Annotated in this window: 23 protein-coding genes and 1 pseudogene; 9 read left to right on the forward strand and 15 right to left on the reverse strand. The window is 68.5% G+C overall.

The window, feature by feature from the left end:
• Positions 1 to 82 precede the first annotated feature (82 nt).
• The 5 genes and pseudogenes from AC1RR5_RS14465 to AC1RR5_RS14485 all read right to left on the reverse strand — a co-directional run bounded on the left by AC1RR5_RS14465 (position 83) and on the right by AC1RR5_RS14485 (position 5,642).
• Positions 83 to 823: an aminotransferase class IV gene (locus AC1RR5_RS14465; RefSeq protein ID WP_492922338.1), complete on the reverse strand. Its 741-nt coding sequence runs from the start codon at positions 821 to 823 to the stop codon at positions 83 to 85.
• Positions 820 to 2,236, reverse strand: a pseudogene (pabB, locus tag AC1RR5_RS14470) (aminodeoxychorismate synthase, component I); the annotation flags it as partial. The pseudogene pabB and the gene AC1RR5_RS14465, both read right to left, overlap by 4 nt.
• Complete coding sequence (locus AC1RR5_RS14475; RefSeq protein ID WP_492922339.1) at positions 2,179 to 3,618, reverse strand: MFS transporter; 1,440 nt, start codon at positions 3,616 to 3,618, stop codon at positions 2,179 to 2,181. The pseudogene pabB and the gene AC1RR5_RS14475, both read right to left, overlap by 58 nt.
• 84 nt (positions 3,619 to 3,702) lie before the next feature.
• On the reverse strand, positions 3,703 to 4,476 hold the full coding sequence (locus AC1RR5_RS14480) for a tyrosine-protein phosphatase (protein WP_492922340.1): 774 nt from the start codon (positions 4,474 to 4,476) through the stop codon (positions 3,703 to 3,705).
• 2 nt (positions 4,477 to 4,478) lie between these two features.
• On the reverse strand, positions 4,479 to 5,642 hold the full coding sequence (locus AC1RR5_RS14485; protein ID WP_492922341.1) for an acyltransferase family protein: 1,164 nt from the start codon (positions 5,640 to 5,642) through the stop codon (positions 4,479 to 4,481).
• A 105-nt stretch (positions 5,643 to 5,747) separates the two neighbouring features.
• Between AC1RR5_RS14485 and ygiD the strand changes: the two genes are divergently transcribed.
• The gene (gene ygiD / locus AC1RR5_RS14490) at positions 5,748 to 6,518 is read left to right on the forward strand and encodes a 4,5-DOPA-extradiol-dioxygenase (protein ID WP_492922342.1); all 771 of its coding nucleotides are present in this window, start codon (positions 5,748 to 5,750) and stop codon (positions 6,516 to 6,518) included.
• A gap of 155 nt (positions 6,519 to 6,673) precedes the next feature.
• On the opposite strand, the gene AC1RR5_RS14495 is transcribed toward ygiD, so the two are convergent.
• Entirely contained in the window at positions 6,674 to 7,354 is a 681-nt protein-coding gene (locus tag AC1RR5_RS14495) for a DJ-1/PfpI family protein (protein WP_492922343.1), read from the reverse strand.
• A gap of 83 nt (positions 7,355 to 7,437) precedes the next feature.
• Between AC1RR5_RS14495 and AC1RR5_RS14500 the strand changes: the two genes are divergently transcribed.
• From AC1RR5_RS14500 to AC1RR5_RS14510, 3 genes are all read left to right on the forward strand, one after another.
• Positions 7,438 to 8,379, forward strand: a complete 942-nt coding sequence (locus AC1RR5_RS14500) for a GlxA family transcriptional regulator (protein WP_492922344.1) — start codon at positions 7,438 to 7,440, stop codon at positions 8,377 to 8,379.
• Between the two features lie 81 nt (positions 8,380 to 8,460).
• Positions 8,461 to 8,646 carry a hypothetical protein gene (locus AC1RR5_RS14505; RefSeq protein WP_492922345.1) on the forward strand — a complete coding sequence of 62 codons (186 nt, stop codon included), beginning with the start codon at positions 8,461 to 8,463 and terminating at the stop codon, positions 8,644 to 8,646.
• 104 nt (positions 8,647 to 8,750) lie between these two features.
• Entirely contained in the window at positions 8,751 to 8,999 is a 249-nt protein-coding gene (locus AC1RR5_RS14510) for a hypothetical protein (protein WP_492922346.1), read from the forward strand.
• A gap of 64 nt (positions 9,000 to 9,063) precedes the next feature.
• Here AC1RR5_RS14510 and AC1RR5_RS14515 read toward each other — a convergent pair whose 3' ends face one another.
• The 3 genes from AC1RR5_RS14515 to AC1RR5_RS14525 form a co-directional block, all read right to left on the reverse strand.
• Entirely contained in the window at positions 9,064 to 9,684 is a 621-nt protein-coding gene (locus AC1RR5_RS14515; protein WP_492922347.1) for a DJ-1/PfpI family protein, read from the reverse strand.
• A gap of 66 nt (positions 9,685 to 9,750) precedes the next feature.
• Entirely contained in the window at positions 9,751 to 10,656 is a 906-nt protein-coding gene (locus AC1RR5_RS14520) for a carbon-nitrogen hydrolase family protein (RefSeq protein WP_492922348.1), read from the reverse strand.
• Complete coding sequence (locus tag AC1RR5_RS14525) at positions 10,653 to 11,210, reverse strand: DUF1003 domain-containing protein (protein WP_492922349.1); 558 nt, start codon at positions 11,208 to 11,210, stop codon at positions 10,653 to 10,655. The genes AC1RR5_RS14520 and AC1RR5_RS14525 overlap by 4 nt, the downstream gene beginning before the upstream one ends.
• Positions 11,211 to 11,340: 130 nt before the next feature.
• On the opposite strand from AC1RR5_RS14525, the gene AC1RR5_RS14530 reads away from it, so the two are divergent.
• Complete coding sequence (locus AC1RR5_RS14530; RefSeq protein ID WP_492922350.1) at positions 11,341 to 11,538, forward strand: YegP family protein; 198 nt, start codon at positions 11,341 to 11,343, stop codon at positions 11,536 to 11,538.
• Positions 11,539 to 11,596: 58 nt separating this feature from the next.
• Positions 11,597 to 12,427: an SDR family oxidoreductase gene (locus AC1RR5_RS14535; protein ID WP_492922351.1), complete on the forward strand. Its 831-nt coding sequence runs from the start codon at positions 11,597 to 11,599 to the stop codon at positions 12,425 to 12,427.
• On the opposite strand, the gene AC1RR5_RS14540 is transcribed toward AC1RR5_RS14535, so the two are convergent.
• The 3 genes from AC1RR5_RS14540 to AC1RR5_RS14550 all read right to left on the reverse strand — a co-directional run bounded on the left by AC1RR5_RS14540 (position 12,387) and on the right by AC1RR5_RS14550 (position 15,358).
• Positions 12,387 to 13,541, reverse strand: coding sequence for a cell wall hydrolase (locus tag AC1RR5_RS14540; RefSeq protein WP_492922352.1), 1,155 nt, complete (start codon positions 13,539 to 13,541; stop codon positions 12,387 to 12,389). The two genes, AC1RR5_RS14535 and AC1RR5_RS14540, sit on opposite strands and share 41 nt — an antisense overlap.
• 441 nt (positions 13,542 to 13,982) lie before the next feature.
• On the reverse strand, positions 13,983 to 14,993 hold the full coding sequence (locus tag AC1RR5_RS14545; protein WP_492922353.1) for an HAAS signaling domain-containing protein: 1,011 nt from the start codon (positions 14,991 to 14,993) through the stop codon (positions 13,983 to 13,985).
• Between the two features lie 35 nt (positions 14,994 to 15,028).
• Entirely contained in the window at positions 15,029 to 15,358 is a 330-nt protein-coding gene (locus tag AC1RR5_RS14550; protein WP_492922354.1) for a PadR family transcriptional regulator, read from the reverse strand.
• A 136-nt stretch (positions 15,359 to 15,494) separates the two neighbouring features.
• Here AC1RR5_RS14550 and AC1RR5_RS14555 point away from each other — a divergent pair, with 136 nt between their 5' ends.
• Positions 15,495 to 15,872, forward strand: a complete 378-nt coding sequence (locus tag AC1RR5_RS14555) for a VOC family protein (protein ID WP_492922355.1) — start codon at positions 15,495 to 15,497, stop codon at positions 15,870 to 15,872.
• 54 nt (positions 15,873 to 15,926) lie between these two features.
• Here AC1RR5_RS14555 and AC1RR5_RS14560 read toward each other — a convergent pair whose 3' ends face one another.
• Positions 15,927 to 16,826: an SDR family oxidoreductase gene (locus tag AC1RR5_RS14560; protein ID WP_492922356.1), complete on the reverse strand. Its 900-nt coding sequence runs from the start codon at positions 16,824 to 16,826 to the stop codon at positions 15,927 to 15,929.
• A gap of 14 nt (positions 16,827 to 16,840) precedes the next feature.
• Positions 16,841 to 17,581, reverse strand: coding sequence for an SDR family oxidoreductase (locus AC1RR5_RS14565; protein ID WP_492922357.1), 741 nt, complete (start codon positions 17,579 to 17,581; stop codon positions 16,841 to 16,843).
• 105 nt (positions 17,582 to 17,686) lie between these two features.
• On the opposite strand from AC1RR5_RS14565, the gene AC1RR5_RS14570 reads away from it, so the two are divergent.
• Positions 17,687 to 18,568, forward strand: a complete 882-nt coding sequence (locus AC1RR5_RS14570) for a LysR family transcriptional regulator (RefSeq protein ID WP_492922358.1) — start codon at positions 17,687 to 17,689, stop codon at positions 18,566 to 18,568.
• A 16-nt stretch (positions 18,569 to 18,584) separates the two neighbouring features.
• Entirely contained in the window at positions 18,585 to 19,022 is a 438-nt protein-coding gene (locus AC1RR5_RS14575; protein WP_492922359.1) for a DUF1810 domain-containing protein, read from the forward strand.
• Here AC1RR5_RS14575 and AC1RR5_RS14580 read toward each other — a convergent pair.
• Complete coding sequence (locus tag AC1RR5_RS14580) at positions 19,019 to 19,999, reverse strand: quinone oxidoreductase family protein (protein ID WP_492922360.1); 981 nt, start codon at positions 19,997 to 19,999, stop codon at positions 19,019 to 19,021. The two genes, AC1RR5_RS14575 and AC1RR5_RS14580, sit on opposite strands and share 4 nt — an antisense overlap.
• Position 20,000: the final 1 nt, after the last annotated feature.

Raw genomic sequence — 20,000 nt, forward strand, 5'->3', positions numbered from 1 at the left:
GCGGACAAACTTCAACCGCTGAACCATGGGTCCTAGGCACAAGGCCTAGGAAGGCAGTTTGGGTTTGGCGGAGAGGTAGTTCTCAGAACCCCGGCGCTTGCCGCAAACTCCCTACCAACGGATGCGGCGCGAACACTTTGTCGCCCAGCCTCGAGACTTCGCGGATACCCAACAGGCTGTTGGTCAGGAAGATCGCGTCGGCGGTCTCCAGAGCTTCGACGCCGACCGCGACCTCTTCGACCTCGTGCAAGGCCAGCAGCCGGGCGCGGGTGATCCCCGCTAAGACGCCGCAGTCCAGGCGCGGGGTGTAGAGGCGGCCGCCTCTGATCCAGAACAGGTTGGCGGCGGCGGCGCAGGCGAGGTCGCCGCGGTTGTTCAGCATCAGCGCCTCGTCGACGCCGGCCGCTTTCGCCTCGGCGCGGGCCAGGACGTTGTCGAGATAGCTCAAGGTCTTCAGGCGCGAGGCGGGCGAGCCTTCGTTGCGGCAGGTGGTCGCGATGATCGCCGTGGCAGGGGTCGTGACCGGGGCCGAGGGCGCGGCCTTGGCGAACAGGACCGGGACCGGGGCGGCGGGACGGTCGAGGCCTCGGCCGCCGGAGCCGGCGGTCAGGGTCAGGCGGACGGCGAAACGGCCCTCCTCCGGCGTCGCCGCACGAACCACACGCTCGGCTTCCTCGCGATCGAACGGCAGGTTCAGGACGTCGCAGCCGGCGGCCATCCGGTCGAGGTGGGCGGCCAGGTGCGGCAGGTGGCCATCGAGGGCCAGCATCGTCTCGAACAGGCCATCGCCCAGCAGCAGGCCGCGATCTTCGATAGGGATCATTCGGTCAGGGCCTTCCTCAGGGCGGCGATCTTGGCCTCGGTCTCCAGGCGTTCGCCGTGCGGGTCGCTGTCGGCGACGATGCCGGCCCCGGCGCGGGCTTCCAGCCGCCAGCCGTCGACGTCCTCGACGAGACCGACGGTGCGGATCAGCACCGAGCTGTCGAACGCCCCGTCGAAGCCCGCCCAGAAGAGGCTCCCGCAATAGGGTCCGCGCGGCGGCTCCAGGCCGGCGATGACCTTCATGGCCTGGACCTTGGGCGCGCCGGTGATCGATCCCGGCGGGAAGCTGGCCCGCAGCAGGTCGGCGACGGTCCGCCCCTCCGCCAGCCGGGCGGTCACGGTCGAGACCAGGTGATGGACGTTGGCGAAGCTCTCGACCTTGAAGAGTTCCGGCGCCTTGACGCTGCCCGGCGGCGACACCCGCGCCAGGTCGTTGCGCATCAGGTCGACGATCATCAGGTTCTCGGCCCGGTCCTTGTCGCTGGCCAGCAGCTCGGCGGCCAGGGCGTGGTCCTCGGCGGCGTCGCGGCCACGGGGACGGGTGCCCTTGATCGGCTTGGTCTCGATCGCCCCGGCGGGGTCGAGCTTCAGGAACCGCTCGGGCGAGTTCGAGACCACCGCCCGGCCCGGCAGGCGCAGATAGGCCGAGAACGGCGCGGGGCTCTGGCCGCGCAGGCGGACGAACAGGTCGAACGGATCGGCGCCGGCGGCCAGGCGTCCTGTCCAGGCGCGGGCGATATTGGCCTGGAAGATCTCGCCGCCGACGATGCGGTCGACGACCTCGGCCACGGCGGTCTCGTAGGCTTCGCCGTCGGAGGCGGTGAGGTCGGGGCACAGCGGGCCGGCGAACTCGGTACGATCCGTGGACGCGTCCAACCAGGCCAGCGCCGCGCGAGCCCGTTCGGCGGCCTGCGCATCGGAGTCGCCACGCCCGACGGCCACCACCTGCCGCGCATGATGGTCGAAGGCCAGCAGCGCCGGATACCGGGCGCAGATCAGGTCGGGCCAATCGGTGCGGCCAAGGCTCAACGCCTCGACCCGATCGCCCAGCTCGTAAGACGCCAAGCCCACGACGCCCCCCTGGAACGGCGGCCTTTCAGGATCGCCGGCAAGGCGGGGGCCGATCAGATCGGAAAGCGTCGTGAAGGGATCCGCAGTGTGATCCGCATTCAGACTGAACGTCTCATCCGGCGCCCGCAGCAGATACGACCACCGCCCCCGCCCGCCCGTCACCAGGGCGCAGGCGTACGGCTCGCCCCGGAACGGAGCCAACGCCCAGACCGGCTCACGCCAGGGGACGGTAAGGAGGGCGACGCGGCGCATGGGACGGGATGTAACGGCTCCCGCCCCCGGGGACTACTCCCGTTCCCCGCCCTTGACCGTGAACAGGCCCACCAACCCCAGCGCCAGCAGGCCCGCGATGGGGATGAAACCGGCGACCTGGCTGGCGAACATCTTGGTCGCCAGGGCCACGAGCAGCGAGCCCAGCCACATGGTCGCCGTGCCCGACAGCGAGAACAGGCCGAAGAAGGCGGCCATGCGGTCCGGCGGGGCCAGGCGCACCAGCAGGGTGCGGCTCGAGGCGTATTGCGCGGTGACGAAGACGGCGATCAGCAGGCCCAGGCTCAGATAGATGATCTCGGGCAGGGTGCGGAACAGCGGACCGTTCCAGACCGCCGGGTGGGTCGCCGCGTCCCAGGTCCAGAAATAGAGGATCTTCTCGCGACCCATGCCCAGCGTGCCCAAGAGCACCAGGATGCAGATGCCGATCTCCAGCTGGATCGCCCGCTTGGGGCCCAGGGTCTTGTCGAACCACGGCGCGATCAGGCCGCCCAGCACCCCGAAGATCGACAGCGAGATGCCGTAGGCCAGCATCTCCAGTTCGCCCCACTTCATCAGCCCGGCCGCGAACAAGCCGCCGAAGATCAGCAGGGCCGTCATGCCGTCGCAATAGAGCATGCGCGCGCCCAGGAACTTGGCGACGTCGGCGTGGCCCTTGAGGTTGCCGAAGGTGTCGGCGATCAGCTTCACGCCCTCCTTGATCGCGGCCAACAGCGAGACGCCGGTGCGCGGCGCGTCCTTGGTCCACAGGAAGAACGGGATGGCGCCCAGCAGCATGACCGTGGCCGCCAGTGGGCCGACGATGCGGCTGGGCTCTTGGGCGGTCTGGCTCAGGCCCAGCAGCGGCGAGGCTGGCACGAACGACCACGGCACCATGCCGGGCAGCACGAAGGCCCACATCACGAAGATCAGCAGGGTCACCGACAGGCCGTTGGCGGCGGCATAGCCCAGGCCCGACAGCACCGGCTCCTGCCCCGGCGCGGCCGAGCGCGACAGCAGCGAGTTGTTGAGCACGTCGCCGCTGTTATAGGCCACGCCCAGCACGATCAAAGCCAGGCCCACCAGGTCGACCGGCAGGCCGCCCGGCTTGGCCAGCCACAGGGCGAACAGGATCGGGACCATGATCGCCAGGACCAGGCCCATGAACGGCTTGCGCGGTCCGAACCGCTCGATCGACGCGCCCAGGATCGGCGCGATCACGGCGGTCAGCAGGCCATAGACGGTGGAGATGTCGGCGACGACCGCCTGGCCCTTGACCGGATCGCCGACCAGCACGCGCGAGAAGTACGGCGCGAAGACATAGATGGTGATCAGGATGACGTAGGGGTCGCGCGTGCCCTGGTGCAGGATCCAGCTGAGCGCGCTTCGGGAGAGCTTCTGCTTGGGGGCGGGGACGAGAACATCATCGCCCGCGACATCGCTCATGCCCGGAGGCGAACCCGCCAACTCGCTCATACCGTAACCCTGATGATGCTTGGCCCTCTGTCGGGGCCGTCAGGGGAGGCTGGACCTTAAACGGGCGTTTGTCACCTTACGGATTCAGAGAAGGATGTGAGCCCGCACCTTCTCGCGGTTGTCGGCATCAAGCCCGACCACCTGCTCCAGGTAGCCGTCCAGCGAGCCGTTCTGCGCCTTGATCACCTCGAACGCCGCCGCCAGGTAGCGCGCCTCGACGCCCATGGCCGCGCGCATGGCGGCCTCATCCGGGCGGCGGCCGGTCATGCCTTCGATGTGGTCCATGAACGTCGCGCCGCGCCGGTCGAAGCGGGTCGGGTCGTTGGTCAGCAGGTAGTCGTCGATGACGTCGTCGTCGCCGACCCCGGCGATGTGGTGGGTCAGGGCGGCCAGCACGCCGGTGCGGTCCTTGCCGGCCGCGCAGTGGATCAGGGCCGGGCCCTTGGCTTCCGCCAGCGCCAGGAAGAAGCGGCGGAACAGGTCGATGTGCCGTTCCTTGAACGGCAGGCGGCGGTAGTATTCGTCCATGTAGTCGTGGACCGTCTCTTCGGTGAGATCGGTGCTGGTGATGAACTCCAGCCAGGGATCGACACCCGTGACGCCCAGGTCGTTGTCGATCACCTGGGCGGTGAAGCCCGTCCAACGGCGCGAGGGCGAGCGCTCGCGCTCATTGGGCCGGCGCAGGTCGACCAGGGTGACAATGCCCAGGGCTTCGAGCACCGCCAGATCCTCGTCGGTGGCCTCGGCCTGGTGCGCGGCCCGGAACAGCACGCCCTTCTTCAGCCGCCCCGCCCCCGCGGCGTAGTCGCCGAAATCGCGGAAGTTCTCGACGCCTTGGAGGGGGATGTGCCGGGTCATGTCTATTTCCTGAGGAGCGGCTGCAGCCGATCCTGGATCGGCTGGTCGATATAGGTGTGGAACAGCCAGGCCGCGCCGTAGGCGATCGGGAAACCGGCCAGCCACATCAGCCACTGCCAGCCGATGCCGATCGGCACCGTCTCGATCAGCTTGTGCACGGCGCTCCAGTAGATCACCCCGACGAAGATGTGAGTGATGAACAGGGCGAAGGACAGCTTGGCGCCTTCCTCGATCCACTTGCGCGGCTGCTTGACCGGCAGGCGGCCGGCGCCCAGCACGATCATGGCGATGGCCAGCAGCGACGGGGCGTCGAACAGCCACTGGTCCGGCAGGGCGTAGCGGTCCAGCGGCTGGGTGACGACCAGCAGGACGACGCCGCCCCACAGCAGGGCTTTCGCCGCCTGCTCCGACGGCCAGCGCATGTCGACCGCGCGCGCCAGGCAGACGCCCAGAATGAACAGCGGCAGCGCCCGCACCACGCCGTACTGGAACTGCAGGTCGGGCAGCGGGTGGTGGAAGGCCTTGCGGGCGATCACCTCGAACACGCCCAGGATCACGGCCGCGCCCAGCGGCAGTATCCAGGCGTGGCGCACCTTGCTGACCGTCCTCCAGAAGAACGGGAACAGGGCGTAGCAGACGATCAGGGCCGACAGCGACCAGCTGGGCAGGTTCCAGCCGTCGCTAGGGAAGCCCCAGGCGTGGATCAGCAGGGCCTGGGTCGCCAGCTGGTCCCAGGCGAAGCGGCTGGGCTTGTGGGCGTCGGTGCCGACGGTGTTGAGCAGCAGCACCAGTCCCGCCAGCATGGCCAGCACCACCAGGTGCCCGGGCCAGATGCGCGCGGCGCGGCGCACCCAGAAGCGCGGCGGACTGACCCGGCCGCTCAGCACCGAGCCGCCATAGGCCCGGCCCAGCACATAGCCGGACAACATCAGGAAGAAGTCGGTCGCGAGAAACCCGCGCGAGAACACCTGGCCGAAGCGCTCGATCCGCATCGGGCTCTCGGCGCCATAGTGATAGACGACGATCAGCAGAGAGGCGAGGAAGCGCAGGAAATCCAGGGCCCCGCCGCGCACGGCGTCCTTGCCGGGCTTGAAGCCGACAGGCTCGGCAGCGGGCGTCTCACCCGAAGGACTCTGAGAAAGCGGGACGGTCACGGAGGTGGCCATAGCAAAGGCGCCGCCCCCCGAAAAGCCGTCGCCGGCAGGTCGTCTTGCGGTATGGCGTCACGGCCACTATCTGCAACTCATACTGTTTCTGATAGGTCTCCACCCATGTCTCGCATGCCCGTCCTGTTCGTCGGCCACGGCTCGCCGATGAACGCCATCGAGGACAATGCCTGGAACCGCGACTGGGCGCGGCTGGGCGTCGAGCTGCCGCGGCCCAAGGCGGTGCTGATGATCAGCGCCCACTGGGAGACGCGCGGCGCCTCGGCGGTCAGCGCCTCGATCGCGCCGGAGACGATCCACGACTTCGGCGGCTTCCCGCAGGCGCTGTTCGACGTCCAGTACCCGGCGCCGGGCGATCCGGTGCTGGCGGCGCGGGTCGCCGAGCTGCTGTCGCCGGACGTGGTGGTGCAGCATCCGACCCGCGGTCTCGACCACGGGGCCTGGGGCGTGCTGGCGCCGATGTATCCGCATGCCGACGTGCCGGTGGTGCAGCTGAGCCTGGATCGTGGGCGGTCGGATCGCTGGCACTATGAGGCGGGGCGGCGGTTGGCCCCGCTGCGGGATGAAGGCGTCTTGATCGTGGGCAGCGGCGACATCGTCCATAATCTGCGAGCGGCTGACTTCCGACGGCCCGAGGCGCCGGAATGGGCGGATCGGTTCAATGAGGCGGCGAAGGCGCTGATCCTGGCCGGGGATCATGATCCGTTGATCGACTGGCGGAGCCTGGGACCAGATGCGGAGATCTCGATCAACAGCGCGGAGCACTACCTGCCGCTGCTTTATGTGCTGGGGGCGCAGGAGAAGGACGAACCCGTCAGCTTCTTCAATGATGACGTGTTCGCGGCGATTTCGATGACCGGGGTGCAGGTCGGTTAGCGCCCAAAGCGCCCCCTCCGTCTCGTCGCCTATCGGCGCCGATCCACCTCCCCCGTTTCACGGGGCAGGAAAGAGCAGCTTCCTCCTCCCCTGCGAAGGGGGGGGGGGAGGTGGCGCGGCGCGGATACGCGCCGTGACGGAGGGGGCGCTAAAGCCTACAGCGCCTCGGCCGCCTTCCGCGCCGCCGCCTCGCGCGCCTCCATCCCCTTCCCGTAGATCCCTGACACCCGCCGCAGCACCGCCTCCGGCGCCGTCTCCGGCCGCCCGGCGTTGAACGGCGGATCCGGCGCATATTCCACCGCCAGCTGGATGCTCTGCGCCATGTCGTCGCCGGCCAGTTCGGCCACCACGGTGAGGGCGAAGTCGATCCCCGCCGTCACGCCGCCGCCGGTGATGTAGCGCCCGTCCCGCGCCACCCGCGACGGATCCGGGATCGCGCCGAACAGCGCCAGCTGATCCCGCCACGCCCAGTGGCACGCCGCCCGCTTGCCCTTCAGCAGCCCCGCCGCGCCCAGCACCAGCGAGCCGGTGCAGACCGAGGTCACGTACTTGGCCCCGTCCGCCAGCCGCCGGATCTCGGCGATGAAGTCCATATTGCCCATCGCCTCGGTGGTCCCGAAGCCACCCGGCACCAGCAGCAGGTCGCAGGCCTCGATGTCCGAAAGCTTGGGCAGATGCGCGAAGACCAGGCCGTCGGCCTCGATCTCGCCGCCGGCGAGGCTGGCCACCGTCACCTTGGCGCCGGGCAGGCGGCACAGGATCTGGTGGGGGCCGGTGAAGTCCAGGTGGGTCACGCCGGGGAACAGGGCGATCACAATTTGTAGCGGCTGGCTCATGCGATGGTCTCCGTCATGATTGCGGAGAGAACATGGTTCAGTTAGCGTCCGTCTGAAATGACATAGTTCCCACGGTTTCAGCCATGCCTCGCGCTATCGGGTTTCTGGTCTATCCGGGCTTCCAGCTGCTGGACGCCACCGGCCCCATCGCGGCCTTCGAGATCGCCGGACGGCTGTCGCCGGGGGCGTACAGCCTGCATTTCCTGTCGCTGAACGGCGGGCTGACGCCCAGCACGTCGGGCGTCGTGATCCAGACCACCGCCCTCGCCGACTGCCCGCGCCTGGACACCCTGCTGATCTCCGGCGGCGACGGGGTGAAGGTTCCGGCCACCTGCGCCGACACCCTGGCCTTCGTGCGCGAGGCCGGACGGCTGTCGCGGCGCGTGGCCTCGGTGTGTTCGGGCGCCTATGTCCTGGCCGAGGCCGGCCTGCTGAATGGCAAGCGCGCCACCACCCACTGGAGCCGGACTAAGGATTTCCAGCGGCGCTATCCCAACATCCGCCTGGAGCCGGACCGCATCTTCATCCAGGACGGGGCGATCTGGAGCTCGGCCGGGATCACTGCCGGCATCGACTTGGCCCTCGCCTTGATCGGCGCCGACGAGGGCGAGGCCGTGGCTCGCCGCACGGCCCAGCAGTTGGTGGTCTTCCACCATCGCCCCGGCGGCCAGTCGCAGCACTCGGCCCTGATCGACCTGCGTCCCGGCCGCTTCGACACCCTGCTGTCCTGGGCCCGCCAGAACCTGGCCGAGGCCCTCAGCGTCGAGCAGCTGGCCGACCGCGCCGCCATGAGCCCGCGCAACTTCGCCCGCCTATTCGCCCAGGAGACCGGCGTCACCCCGGCCAAGGCCGTCGAGCGACTGCGGGTCGAGGCCGCCCGCGCCCTGCTGGACAGCGCGCCGCTGCAGGTCGAGGACGTGGCCTTGGAGACCGGCTTTGGCGATAGCGAGCGGATGCGCAGGGCCTTCATCCGCGCCTATGGCCAGCCGCCCCAGGCGCTGAGACGTGCTGCGAAGGCCAGCTGAAACACGGCGACATCGGCCGGCAATATTGGACACAGATCGTATCCGGGTCGGGGGACACAAACCTTAGTCTTGGAGACCTGAATGACGTTCGCGAAGATGCTGGGTGTCTCGACCCTGGCCGCCGCCGCCCTGGCCCTCGCCGTCCCGACCCTGGCCAGCGCCGACACCCATCACCACCGCAAGCCTCCGCACAAGGTGAAGGTCTGCAAGTGGGAGCGCCATCACGGCCACAAGACCAAGGTCTGCCATTGGGTGACCCGCCGCTAGAACCTAAGCGGGGCCGTACATTTCGGACATAGTCTTGCAACGACCGGCAAGGATCGTGGTTACCGATCGAGGGACCATCGATCCTTGGAGGACAAATGTCCGTCATGAAATTGCTGAGCGTCGCGGTCATCGCGGCCTCGGCCCTGGTCGTCAGCGTTCCCGCTGCGGCCGACGCCAAAGACCGGGACGGCCGTTATGAGCGTCACGATCGTTACGACCGTCATGACCGGGGCCGCTACGATCGCGTACGTTACGATCGCGGCCGCCATCATCGCGGCCACAAGGTGAAGGTCTGCCACCGCGAGTGGCGGCACGGTCACCGCGAGCGGGTCTGTTACTGGACCTGGCGGTAGCCGTTAAAGCTCTAAGCGTGTCATCCCGAAAGCGCGTAGCGCTATCCGGGATGACACCATGGGCTCAGGCCGCCTGCACCGCGCTTGCCGGCAGGAACGGCGACACCGCCGCCATTGCTTGAGCCACATAGGCCTCCTTCTCGCCCACCGGCGCGACATAGCGGATCGCCTCTTCGGCCTCCGCCACCCCGGCCGCGCGGGCTATGATCCACGTCGCCAGGTATTGCGAGGCCAGGCAGCCACCGGCCGTGGCGACATTGCCGTGGGCGACGAACGGCGCGTCCAGCACCTGGACGCCGGCCTCGATCACCCAGGGCTTGGTCGCCAGGTCCGTGCAGGCCGGCAGATCGCCGACCAGGCCCAGCCGGGCCAGCAGCAGCGTGCCCGAGCACTGTGCTCCGATCAGCTGACGCGAAGGATCCAGCTGAATCCGCGACAGCAGCCCGGCGTCGGCGGCGATCTCACGCGACTTGATCCCGCTGCCGATCAGCACGGCGTCGGCCTGGGCGGCGAATTCCAGCGGCTGCTGGCGGTGGACCGCCACCCCATTCATCGAGGTCACCCTCTCGGTCGGCGAGGTGATCTCCGCCTTCCAGCCCTTGGCCTTCAGGCGATTGAGGATCGAGGACGCGATGAACGAGTCCAGCTCGTTGAAACCGTCGAACGTCAGCACCGCGATCCGCATGGAGGCCTCCTGTCGCCCCATAGCTAAGGCCCAGGCGTCAGCGGCTCAACGCCGGTATTGTCACGGTCACAATTTCGTCCGCGCCTTCGACCTCGGATCCTCCACCGTTACGCCCGAGTGCAGCACCCCGTCGATCGCCCGGTCCCGCCAAGCGACGGTGCTGTCGTAAATCTCGGCCGCCAGATCGACCTCGGAGATCAGCAGCCCCTCCACCTCAAGCTCCAGCGCCCCGGTGATCACCCCATCCGGCCGCACGAAGAACGACGGCCAGCAGCTCTTCGGCGCCGAGGAGTTCGGGCAGCTGATCCACAGGTTGTTGTTCGAGGCGCTGGCGATCATGCCGGCCGGCATGGTGATGGCCGGCAGGGTCGTCCCGCCGGTCAGCAGGTGGGTCCCGACGCCCGCTTCCATGTCCGTGAACCGCTCGGCGGGCAGCCCGCCCGCATGGAAGCCGTGGAACATCAGCCGCACGCCCAGCCGGTTATAGGCGCGATAGAGCTCCGGATAGCGGTAGTCGTGGCAGATCAGCACGCCGCAGCGCACGCCCTCGATCTCGAACACCGCGAAGTGGTCGCCCGGCGTGTAGTGCGCAAGATCCCCCGTCAGCCCCGCCGCGTCGCCAGCGCAGAAGCGCTTGTCGTAGCGATCGACCAGCGCGCCCGAGGCGTCGATGACATAGGCGCAGTTGTGCGGCTTGCGGCCGTCGCTCAAGGGGTGGGCCGAGCCCAGGATCGTCCAGAGTTCCAACTCGCCGGCCAGCGCCATGACCCGACGGGTCGCCGCCTCTAGGCGCGGCCAGTCGAAGCCTTTGAAACTCTCGAAGTCGACACCCGCATAGCCCGACAGCGCCGCCTCGCAGAGATGGACGACGTCCGCCCCCGCCGCCTTCGCCTGGCGCATCAGCCGCTCGATCGCCGCCAGATTGGCGTCGACGTCGGCGCTGACCGCGAACTGGGCGGTGGCGACCTTCACGCAGGCCGCTCCGCTCGCAGCCGCCCCACCTCTTCCTGCAGCTCCGACAGCCGCGCGGCGTGTTCGCGGCACAGGACCATCAGCTCGTCGCTGCGCAGGGCGTCCAGCTTGTCGATCACCCGCATGATCTCCAGCTCGGCCCGCAGGTTGACGGCGTAGTCGTGCTCGGCGGTCAGGCGGTCCTTCTTGGCCTGTCGGTTCTGGCTCATCATGATCACCGGCGCCTGGATGGCGGCCAGGGTCGACAGCATCAGGTTCAGGAAGATGAAGGGATAGGGGTCGAAGGCGTGCTTGAACGGGGTCAGCGCCAGATTCAGCCCCATCCACAGGAACAGCGCCAGGCCAAAGCCGCCGATGAAGGCCCACGAGCCGCCGATCGCCGCCACCCGGTCGGCCAGCCGCGTCCAGAAGGTGTTGTCGTCACCCTCGTCGGGCTCGTCGGAGGGCTCCTCGTGCAGGATCAGGTCGATGACCCGCTTCTGCACGTCGCTCAGCTCGGCATAGGGCTGGCTGAGCAGTTCGCGGGACAGCTGGTCGAGGTGTTCCTGGGTCATCGGCGACTCATAGCGGGCGTTACAGGTGAAGTTTAACGGGGCCGAGATTGACAGCGACCTGTCGAGAAGGCGACGGTCCATGGGTCGGGTGGGGCCGACGACTTCCAGTTCCTTCCCAAGGAGAAGACCGATGGCCCATAAGTTCGTGATCAAGAAGAACAAGGCGGGCGAGTTCGTCGCCTACTTCACCTACAACAGCGAGAATATCTTCTGGACCGAAGGCTATTCCTCGAAGGCCGGGGCCAAGAACGCCATCGAGTCGATCAAGAAGAACGGCCCGGACGCCGTGACCGAAGACGACACGGTCGAACTGAACGAAGGGCCGTAAGCGGCGCCTCTCACCGTGGGGGAGGCTTGACCCCTCCCCCATTCCGGCCTTCTGATCATTGATAACAATGATACGGGAGGGGACCGCCATGGCTGCGAACGGCCGGAAATCCATCTTTGTCACCGGCGCCGCCAGCGGCATCGGCCTGGCCTGCGCCAAGCGGTTCGCCAGCGCCGGCTGGTTCGTGGGGCTGGCGGATATCGACAAGGCCGGCCTGAAGGCCGCGCATGAGACCATCGGCCTGGCCAACGGCTCGATCCATCCCCTGGACGTCCGCGACCGCGAAGCCTGGGCCAACGCGCTGGGCGCGTTCGGCAAGGAAACCGGCGGCAAGGCCGACGTCATCCTCAACAACGCCGGGGTCGCGCGGTTCGGGGTGCTGGAGGATCTCTCCGACGCCGACTGCGACATCCAGATCGACGTCAACATCAAGGGCGTGATCAACGGCGCTCGTGCCGGCTTGCCGCTGCTGCAGGCGGCCGGCGGGCGGCTGATCAACATCGCCTCGTGCGCGGGGCTGTATGGCTCGCCCAAGCTGGCGGTCTATTCGGCCACCAAGTTCGCGGTGCGCGGGCTGTCGGAAGCGCTGGACGTCGAGTACGCCCGCCACGGGGTCAGCGTCGCCTGCGTCATGCCGTGGTTCGTCGAGACGCCGATCCTGCACGCCGGAGCCTCAGGCACGAACGAGAACATGGCCGACGCCCTGCGCGCCGGCGGCCTGGAGGTCTATCCGGTGGAGGACGCCGCCCAGGCGGTCTGGGACGCCGCGCACGGCAAGCAGCTGCACTACTTCGTGGGCAAGCGGGCGAAGCAGATGCGCTTCGCCACCAGCCACATGCCCAATGCGGTTAGGAAGCGGCTCCGCTCCCAGCCCCTACTGTCGTCTTGAGGCCTTCCATCACCGGCTTGTCGGACTGGATGCTTTTAACCGCTGTCAGGCCGCTGGCCTGGGCCTTGGGGGCCGTGGCGATCGGAGCCGAGGCCGGCTCGGTCACCGCCGCGCCGATCGGACCACCCATGCCGGGGGCCGAGGACGCGGGTTCCAGGCGACCGATCGCGCTGGCGGCATAGACCACCGGCGGCTTGCCGTCGGCCGTCAGGCTGGCGATCTCGGACGGGGCGATGTCGTCGACGGTCGGCAGGCGCGAAGGCGCATAGGTCGACGCGCCATGACGGCCGAAACGATAGAAGATGTGCATGCCGACCTGGGCGACGCGCATCAGGCGCGGGCCCCAGCCGGGCGAAACATTGATCGTGTGGAAGTGCGTGGCCGAGCCGACCGTGCTGGAACCGTCGCCGGCCAGGGTGCGCGAGGCGACCTTGCGGGCCCGGGCCCAGGCGCCGATGTCGCGAGCGCGGCGCATCGAGCCGTCGCAGGCGAAGCTGAACTGGCAGCCCGTGCGGTTATAGGCGCCTTGGAACACCACGCCGCAGATCGACTTCGGGAAGGCCGGGTGACGCACGCGGTTCATGACCACCTGGGCCACGGCCGCCTGGCCGCTGGGGGTTTCGCCGCGGGCTTCGTAATAGACGGCGTCCGCCAGGCATTCCAGCTCGCGCGAGCTCTCCAAAGCATTGCGCAGTTGGAACGGACCAGCGATCCCGGGGTTGAATGCAGAGCCGAAGCTGGCGCGCAGCATCAGCGGACCGGTGCGGCCGTTCTGACCCGGCAGCAGGTTCGAACCGGCGGTGTCGAGACGCGCGGCCAGCATCTGTGACTGGCGGTCGCTGCGTTCAACAGCGGCGAACAGGTAAGGATCGTGACGCTTGGCCACGGCGAGCGCGCCGGGGTCCATACGCGTAGAAGCGCTCAGCATGGCCGCGTCGGAGAAGTTCCCCGAAGCGCCTTCCGCCAATCGGGCGACGCGGGCGTGGGTGGAGGCCGATTGAGCCAGGCCACCCAGAAGGTAAACGCCGCCCAGAGCCAGACCCGTGATGGATCCGACCAATACGGCGCCGACCAGCCCGCGCGCGTCCGCGCGCGTCTGCGACTTGATATACAAAACTAGCGTCCTGCGCGGCGAGGGCGCTCCGGCCCCCCGACAAAAACCACCTCGAAACCCCCGGAATCTACTGGCGGGGAACCCTTCGAAGCGGGTGGACTGGCCGTAACACGCTGTGGCCAAGATCCTGCTTGATGCGGCTTATGACGTATCCATGAACGACTCGCAAGCACTTGCCGCACTGCAACATGACGTCTGCGCTTAGAAGTCGCACAGTCAAATTGTTAACGCGTTGAATCCTCGCGAAAAGCTCGACAAGTGCGATCGACGTTTTTTTGTGGATTGAAAAGCCTTGCCACGCCTTTGCTCAGCCTCCGCCTACGGAACTTCGGCGGCGCCGCATCGATACTCGACGACGTCATAAACCTTAACAATCTTGCTTAACGCGAGCCCAGGATTGGGTCGGCGCCGGATAATGTGTCGAGCGCCGAACCCCGCCCCTCAACGCCCCCGAACCAGGCGCCAACCGTCGACGAACAGCTTGGTCAGATTGATGCCCGCGGCCACCGCGATGATGATCTTGACGGTCATGTCGATCACCTCCTGCAGATTGACCAGGTCGGCGGCGAGCGTGTCGGCGGACAGGGTCACCAGGGGCTGGGCCTGCCACAGGGCCGCGGCCAGGGCGAGGCCGCCGATGGCGCACAGGAGCTCGGTCGCCGCCCGCGCCCGCACCCAGCCGGGCTGGATCACCAGGATCAGGGCCGACAGGCCTTGCAGGACGGCCAGGCCCAGGATCGGCCAGTGCAGGGCCAGCAGCACCGGGCTCAGGATGACGCCGACGCCGTCGGGCGTGCGCACGATCCGCTCCATCGGGAACGGCAGGACGCCGGTCCACCAGGCGATGAACAGGCCGATGGCCGCCAGCTCGAACACGCCCTCGAAGCGGCTCTTGGCGAACCAGCCCTTGCCGTCCGTCCAGCCCGACCAGTCGCCGCCGCCCAGCCAGCCGGCGCCCTCGGGCAGATGCGGCAGCTCGCTGACCTTCCACTTGGCCAGGTCGCCGACCTTGATCCAGCCGCGCTCGATCGCCGCCGCGACCACGGTGGCCCCGCCGATCAGGCTGAGCGCGGTGGGGATGAAGTCCGAGAGGATCCCGCCGATCCGGTAGTTGTCACCGTGGCCGGCGATCAGCACCACCGCCGCCGGGACCACCGCGGCCAGGGCGGCGAAGACCAGCAGCACCTTCACGGCGAACAGCCAGAACGGATAGATCTCGGGCCCGATCAGGGCGCTGTGCGGGCCGTAGCGGCCGGCCACGGCGATCGGATGGCCGATCTCGCGCAGCAGGTCCTCGGTCTGGTCCTTGTCGAGCGAGCGGCCCAGGGCGGCCTCCTTCTCCTCGACGCGGTTCATGATCAGGTCGCGCAGCTCGGCGACGATGTCCTGGCGCGAGGCCTTCGGCAGCAGGGCGGCCACGGCCGCCAGATAACGATCGATCAGATCGCTCATGGTCTTGTCCCCTTGAGAATGGTTGGAGGCCGCGCTCACAGCAGCGGCTCGAGGGCGGCGTTGATCGCGCGCCATTCGCCGGCCAGGCGGGCCAGCACGGCCCGGCCCTCTTCCGACAGTTGGTAGAAACGCTTCTTGCGCTTGTCTTCCTCGCGCCATTCGCTGGCCAGGAGCCCTTGGGTCTCCAGCCGGCGCAGCATCGGATACAGCGCGCCTTCGTCGATCTCGACGCCCACGGTCGAGAGGGCCTGGCGCAGGCTGTAGCCGTAGCGCTCCTCCCGCAGCTGGGCGAGGACGGCGAGGATCAGGCTGCCCCGTCGCAGCTCCTGGCGGAGTGATTCAAAGATGTCCGTATCGGTCGGCATTGGGTGTGCGCCACATAGTGTGCATCACATGGTGTGTGACACACACTGTATGTCACACAGTATGATCGGGAGTCAACGCGGCGGAACGCGGTTCGGCTTCGCGGCTTTTCCTGGCGAACGAAACGGAGGTTTTCGAATGCTCGGCGACCAGGACGCCCAGGCGACGGTGGCGGTGAAGGACCTGAAGACGGCGCGGCCTTTCTATGAGGAGGTCCTGGGCCTGAGGCCCGTCCCCTCGGACCAGCCCGGCGTCCAGGCCTTCCAGGCCGGCAAGTCGCTGGTGCTGGTCTACGAGTCCCAGTTCGCGGGCGACAACAAGGCCACGGTGCTGACCTGGGCGCTCGGCGATACCTTCGACGCCGCGGTGGACATGTTGAGAGGCCGGGGCGTCGTCTTTGAACGCTACGATCTCCCGGGCATGGGCCATGATGGCGACGTCCATGTCGCGGGCGGCATGCGGGTCGTGTGGTTCAAGGATCCGGACGGGAACATTCTGAGCCTGGGGAACTACTGAAGCGCAGATGCTCCCCCGCGATGCGGGGGAGCTGTCGCGGAGCGACTGAGGGGGCTAGCGCCCGCTCACCTTCAGCAGATCCTGCAACCCGATCCGCCAGAACATCTCCGCCCGCACGCGGTCGGCGACGCCGTTGACGACCTCCGCCCCATCCTGCGACGGATCGATGTGCACCCGGAACGGCCGCTGCCCGAACGGCGTATCCACCACGCGCGCAATGGCCTTCGCGACCTCGCCGGCGTCGGTATCGGCCGGCTCCAGCGCCGCCAGGCCGCTCAGCGCGGCGTCAGCCACCCCGGCATACGGCCCGTCCATGTACGCACCCGCCACCGCCGCATCTGCCGGCTTGCCGGAGTGCGCGAAGTGGTTGGTGCCCTTGGTGAAGGCCCCCGGCACGATGATCGAGGTCTCGATCCCCCAGCGGGTCAGCTCGCTGGCATAGGAGACCGCCAGGCTGTCCATCGCCGCCTTGGCCGCGAAATAGGGCGCCAGGAACGGCGGGGTCCCGCCACGCGTCGAGCTGGACGACACCCAGACCACCAGGCCCCGCCTCTGCTGGCGCAACACCGGCAGGGCGGCGCGGTTGACCCGCTGGGTCGACAGCACGTTGACGTCGAACAGCTGGCTGTACTGCTCTGGCGTGAAGGCCTCGGCCGGACCAAAGCTCATATGGCCGGCATTGTGGACGATGACGTCGAGGCGACCGTCCCGGGCGACGATCTGGTCGATGGCGGCCTGGACCGAGGCCTCGGAGGCCACGTCTAGTTCGACCGTGCGCAGATCGACGCCGTGCTCTTGGGCGTAGTCGGCGGCGGCGGCCACCTGCGGCGCGTTGCGCCCCGTCGTCTCGCGCATCGAGGCGTAGACGGTGTGGCCGGCGCCGGCCAGCTCCCGGGCGGTCAGCGCGCCGAAGCCCGAGGAGGCGCCGGTGACGAGGATGACTTGCTTGCTCATGGGACTGCTCCTTCTCAGATGATGCCGCCGTTGACGCGCAGGGTCTGGCCGTTGACCCAGGCGCCGTCCGGACCGGCAAGGAAGGCGATGGTCGCGGCGATGTCCTCGGGTTGGCCGAGGCGCTCCAAGGGCGCGGCCTTGGCCAGGCGGTCGATGACCTCGGCGGGCTTGCCGTCCAGGAACAGCTTGGTGGCCGTCGGGCCGGGCGCGATCGAGTTCACGGTGATGTTCCGACCGCGCAGCTCCTTGGTCAGGATCGCGCTCATCGTCTCGACCGCCGCCTTGGTCGCGGCATAGACGCCGTAGTTGACCGGCAGCAGGCCCACGACGCTGGACGAGATGTTGATGATCCGGCCGCCGTCACGCAGACGACGCGACGCCTCGCGCAGGGTGTTGAACACGCCCTTCAGGTTCACGGCGATCGTCTGGTCGAACAGGGCGTCGTCGGTGTCGGCCAGGCTGGCCAGCTTCATGATGCCGGCGTTGTTGACCAGGACGTCGACGCCGCCGAACGCCGCTTCGGCATGGTCGAACAGCCGGCGCACGGCGGCCGGGTCGCTGACGTCGGCCTGGGCGGTGATGGCTTTGCCGCCATCGGCTTCGATCTCGCGCACCGTCGCCTCGGCCGGGGCGGGGTTTCCGGCGTAGTTGACGATGACGGTGAAGCCGTCGCGGGCCAGGCGCTTGGCCGTCTCCGCGCCGATGCCGCCCGAGGCGCCGGTCACCAGCGCCACCTTCTGAGTTTGTTGGGTCATGGTTGGTCTCCTTCGATGGAGAGACCATGCGCCTTCGCCCCGATTGAATAATTCAGCCAAACCCGACATGACTATTCGCATTGTCGAATAATAGGAGCGCGCGGCGTGGATCGGTTCGAGGCGATGCGCCTGTTCACCCGGATCGTGGAGCGCCGCAGCTTCACCCAGGCCGCCGCCGATCTCGACCTGCCCCGCTCCACCGCCACCGAGGCCGTGCAGCAGCTGGAGGCGCGGCTGGGTGTCCGGCTGCTCCAGCGCACCACCCGCCAGGTCAGCCCCACCCTGGACGGCGAGGCCTATTACCAGCGCTGCCTGCGCCTGCTGGACGACCTGGAAGAGGCCGAAGGCGCCTTCCGCCAGCGCACCCCGCGCGGCCTGCTGCGGGTCGATGTGCAAGGCGCTCTCGCCCGCCGGTTCGTGCTGCCCGGCTTGCCCGCGTTCCTGGCCGCCTATCCCGAGCTCAAGGTCCAGATGACCGAGGGCGACCGGCTGGTCGACCTGGTCCGCGAGGGCGTCGACTGCGTGCTGCGCCTCGGCGACCTCTCCGACAGCGCCATGGTCGGCCGCCGCGTGGCCCTGCTGCCCGAGGTCACCTGCGCCGCCCCGGCCTATCTGGAGCGTCACGGAATGCCGACGCTGGAGACGCTGAGCGACCACCGCATGGTCGGCTTCCTGCACCCCGCGACCGGCCATCCCTACCCGCTGGAGCTGACGATCGACGGCAAGCCGCGCGAGATCGCCGTGCCCGCCGACGTCATCGTCAACTCGGCCGAGAACACCGTCGCCATGGGCCTGCTGGGTCTGGGTCTGATCCAGGTCCCGCGCTACCGCGTCGAGGATTGCCTGGCCGACGGAACCCTGGTCGAACTCCTTTCCGACCACCCGCCCACCCCGACGCCGGTTTCCCTGCTCTATCCACGCAGCCGACAGCTGTCCCCGCGCGTTCGAGTGTTCATCGACTGGGTCGCGAAGCGTTTCGCCGCCTGACGGTGGGGAGCCCGCCATGGGTCATACCGCGACACGTCAACCCAATCCGCTGAGCCGCTTCGTCGACGCCCAGGCCAACACCTACGACACCGCCATGGCCGAGCTGCGCCGAGGCCAGAAGACCAGCCACTGGATGTGGTTCGTGTTCCCGCAGATCGCGGGCCTGGGCCGCAGTCCGACCGCGCAGTTCTACGCCATCGCCGACCTGGCCGAGGCCCGCGCCTACCTGGCCCACCCCGTGCTGGGCCCGCGCCTGGTCGAGGCCGTGGAAGCCATCATCGCCCTCCCCGGCCGCGACGCCTACGCCGTCTTCGGCTCGCCGGATGATCTGAAGCTGCGGTCGAGCCTGACGCTGTTCCAGGCGGCGGCCCCGGAGGAGCCGGTGTTCGGCCAGGCGCTGACCAAGTACTTCGCCGGGCGCGAGGACATGCTGACGTTGGAGAAGCTGGGTTAGAACACCAGCACCTGCTTGCCCCGCTCCGGCGCGCGAACCGTCTCTTCAAGCGCGGCGCGGAAGTCCTCGATTGGACGCCGGCCCGCTATCAGCACCTCGACCGACGGGTCGGCCAACTCTTCCAACACGCTCTTGATCCACGCCGTATCGCTCGCCGGCGGGGTGTCGAAGAAATAGCGGTAGATGTAGGCGCGGATCACCTGGTCCTGCATCAGCACCTTCAGCGCGTCGGTCTGGAACGGCGCCAGGTCGTAGGCGCCGACGATCACCGCGCGGCCTCGGAAGCCCAGGGCCGCCAGCAGCTGGGTCAGCACCGCCCCGCCGATCGCGTCGACCACGCCGGAGAGGGTCTCGCCGCCTATGGCCTCGCGGACGGCGTCGGCCAGCGGGACCGTCAGCGCCGAGAGTTCGATCACCGTCGCCGCGCCCAAAGCGGTCAGGTCGCGGCCTTCGACCTTCCGGCGGACGATGGCGACCACCTTCACGCCGCGACGGGCGGCCATCTGGATCAGCAGGGTCGACACCAGCGAGTGACCGGCCGTCACCGCCAGCCATTGGCCAGCCTGGACCTCGGAGGCTTCCAAGAGGTCGCGCGCCGTGACCGCCGGCATGAACTGGGCGGCGCGCTCGACGGGATAGTCGTCGGGCAGCGGGACCAGGGCGGCCGGATCGACCGTCACATACTCGGCCCACAGCCGCGTGGCGCTGAAGGCGACCAACGCGCCAGGCGCGAGGTCGGCGCGGCCGCCGGTCTCGACCACCCGGCCGACGCCGTGGTTGCCGACGATCTGGCCGGGCAGGCTGGGCCGCTTGGCCTCCGGGTACTGGCCCTGGGTGTAGAAGAAGTCGCCCGGATGGATGCCGACGGCGACCATCCGCACGAGAGCTTCGCCCGACGCGGGGACCGGCTGCGGGACCTCCCGCAGCGCCACGACATCGAGGGGCGAACCGAGGCGATCTTGGATCAGGGCTTTCACG

The sequence above is a fragment of the Caulobacter sp. GW821-FHT11E11 genome, assembly GCF_058808315.1.

Excerpts from the sequence above, each read along its gene's own strand:
- ygiD (WP_492922342.1), top strand. The coding sequence starts at position 5,748 with ATGTCTCGCATGCCCGTCCTGTTCGTCGGCCACGGCTCGCCGATGAAC.
- AC1RR5_RS14500 (WP_492922344.1), top strand. The coding sequence starts at position 7,438 with ATGCCTCGCGCTATCGGGTTTCTGGTCTATCCGGGCTTCCAGCTGCTG.
- AC1RR5_RS14510 (WP_492922346.1), top strand. The coding sequence starts at position 8,751 with ATGAAATTGCTGAGCGTCGCGGTCATCGCGGCCTCGGCCCTGGTCGTC.
- AC1RR5_RS14555 (WP_492922355.1), top strand. The coding sequence starts at position 15,495 with ATGCTCGGCGACCAGGACGCCCAGGCGACGGTGGCGGTGAAGGACCTG.
- AC1RR5_RS14545 (WP_492922353.1), bottom strand. The coding sequence starts at position 14,993 with ATGAGCGATCTGATCGATCGTTATCTGGCGGCCGTGGCCGCCCTGCTG.
- AC1RR5_RS14530 (WP_492922350.1), top strand. The coding sequence starts at position 11,341 with ATGGCCCATAAGTTCGTGATCAAGAAGAACAAGGCGGGCGAGTTCGTC.
- AC1RR5_RS14560 (WP_492922356.1), bottom strand. The coding sequence starts at position 16,826 with ATGAGCAAGCAAGTCATCCTCGTCACCGGCGCCTCCTCGGGCTTCGGC.
- AC1RR5_RS14495 (WP_492922343.1), bottom strand. The coding sequence starts at position 7,354 with ATGAGCCAGCCGCTACAAATTGTGATCGCCCTGTTCCCCGGCGTGACC.
- AC1RR5_RS14575 (WP_492922359.1), top strand. The coding sequence starts at position 18,585 with ATGGGTCATACCGCGACACGTCAACCCAATCCGCTGAGCCGCTTCGTC.
- AC1RR5_RS14550 (WP_492922354.1), bottom strand. The coding sequence starts at position 15,358 with ATGCCGACCGATACGGACATCTTTGAATCACTCCGCCAGGAGCTGCGA.
- AC1RR5_RS14565 (WP_492922357.1), bottom strand. The coding sequence starts at position 17,581 with ATGACCCAACAAACTCAGAAGGTGGCGCTGGTGACCGGCGCCTCGGGC.
- AC1RR5_RS14525 (WP_492922349.1), bottom strand. The coding sequence starts at position 11,210 with ATGACCCAGGAACACCTCGACCAGCTGTCCCGCGAACTGCTCAGCCAG.
- AC1RR5_RS14475 (WP_492922339.1), bottom strand. The coding sequence starts at position 3,618 with ATGAGCGAGTTGGCGGGTTCGCCTCCGGGCATGAGCGATGTCGCGGGC.
- AC1RR5_RS14515 (WP_492922347.1), bottom strand. The coding sequence starts at position 9,684 with ATGCGGATCGCGGTGCTGACGTTCGACGGTTTCAACGAGCTGGACTCG.
- AC1RR5_RS14505 (WP_492922345.1), top strand. The coding sequence starts at position 8,461 with ATGACGTTCGCGAAGATGCTGGGTGTCTCGACCCTGGCCGCCGCCGCC.
- AC1RR5_RS14465 (WP_492922338.1), bottom strand. The coding sequence starts at position 823 with ATGATCCCTATCGAAGATCGCGGCCTGCTGCTGGGCGATGGCCTGTTC.
- AC1RR5_RS14480 (WP_492922340.1), bottom strand. The coding sequence starts at position 4,476 with ATGACCCGGCACATCCCCCTCCAAGGCGTCGAGAACTTCCGCGATTTC.
- AC1RR5_RS14485 (WP_492922341.1), bottom strand. The coding sequence starts at position 5,642 with ATGGCCACCTCCGTGACCGTCCCGCTTTCTCAGAGTCCTTCGGGTGAG.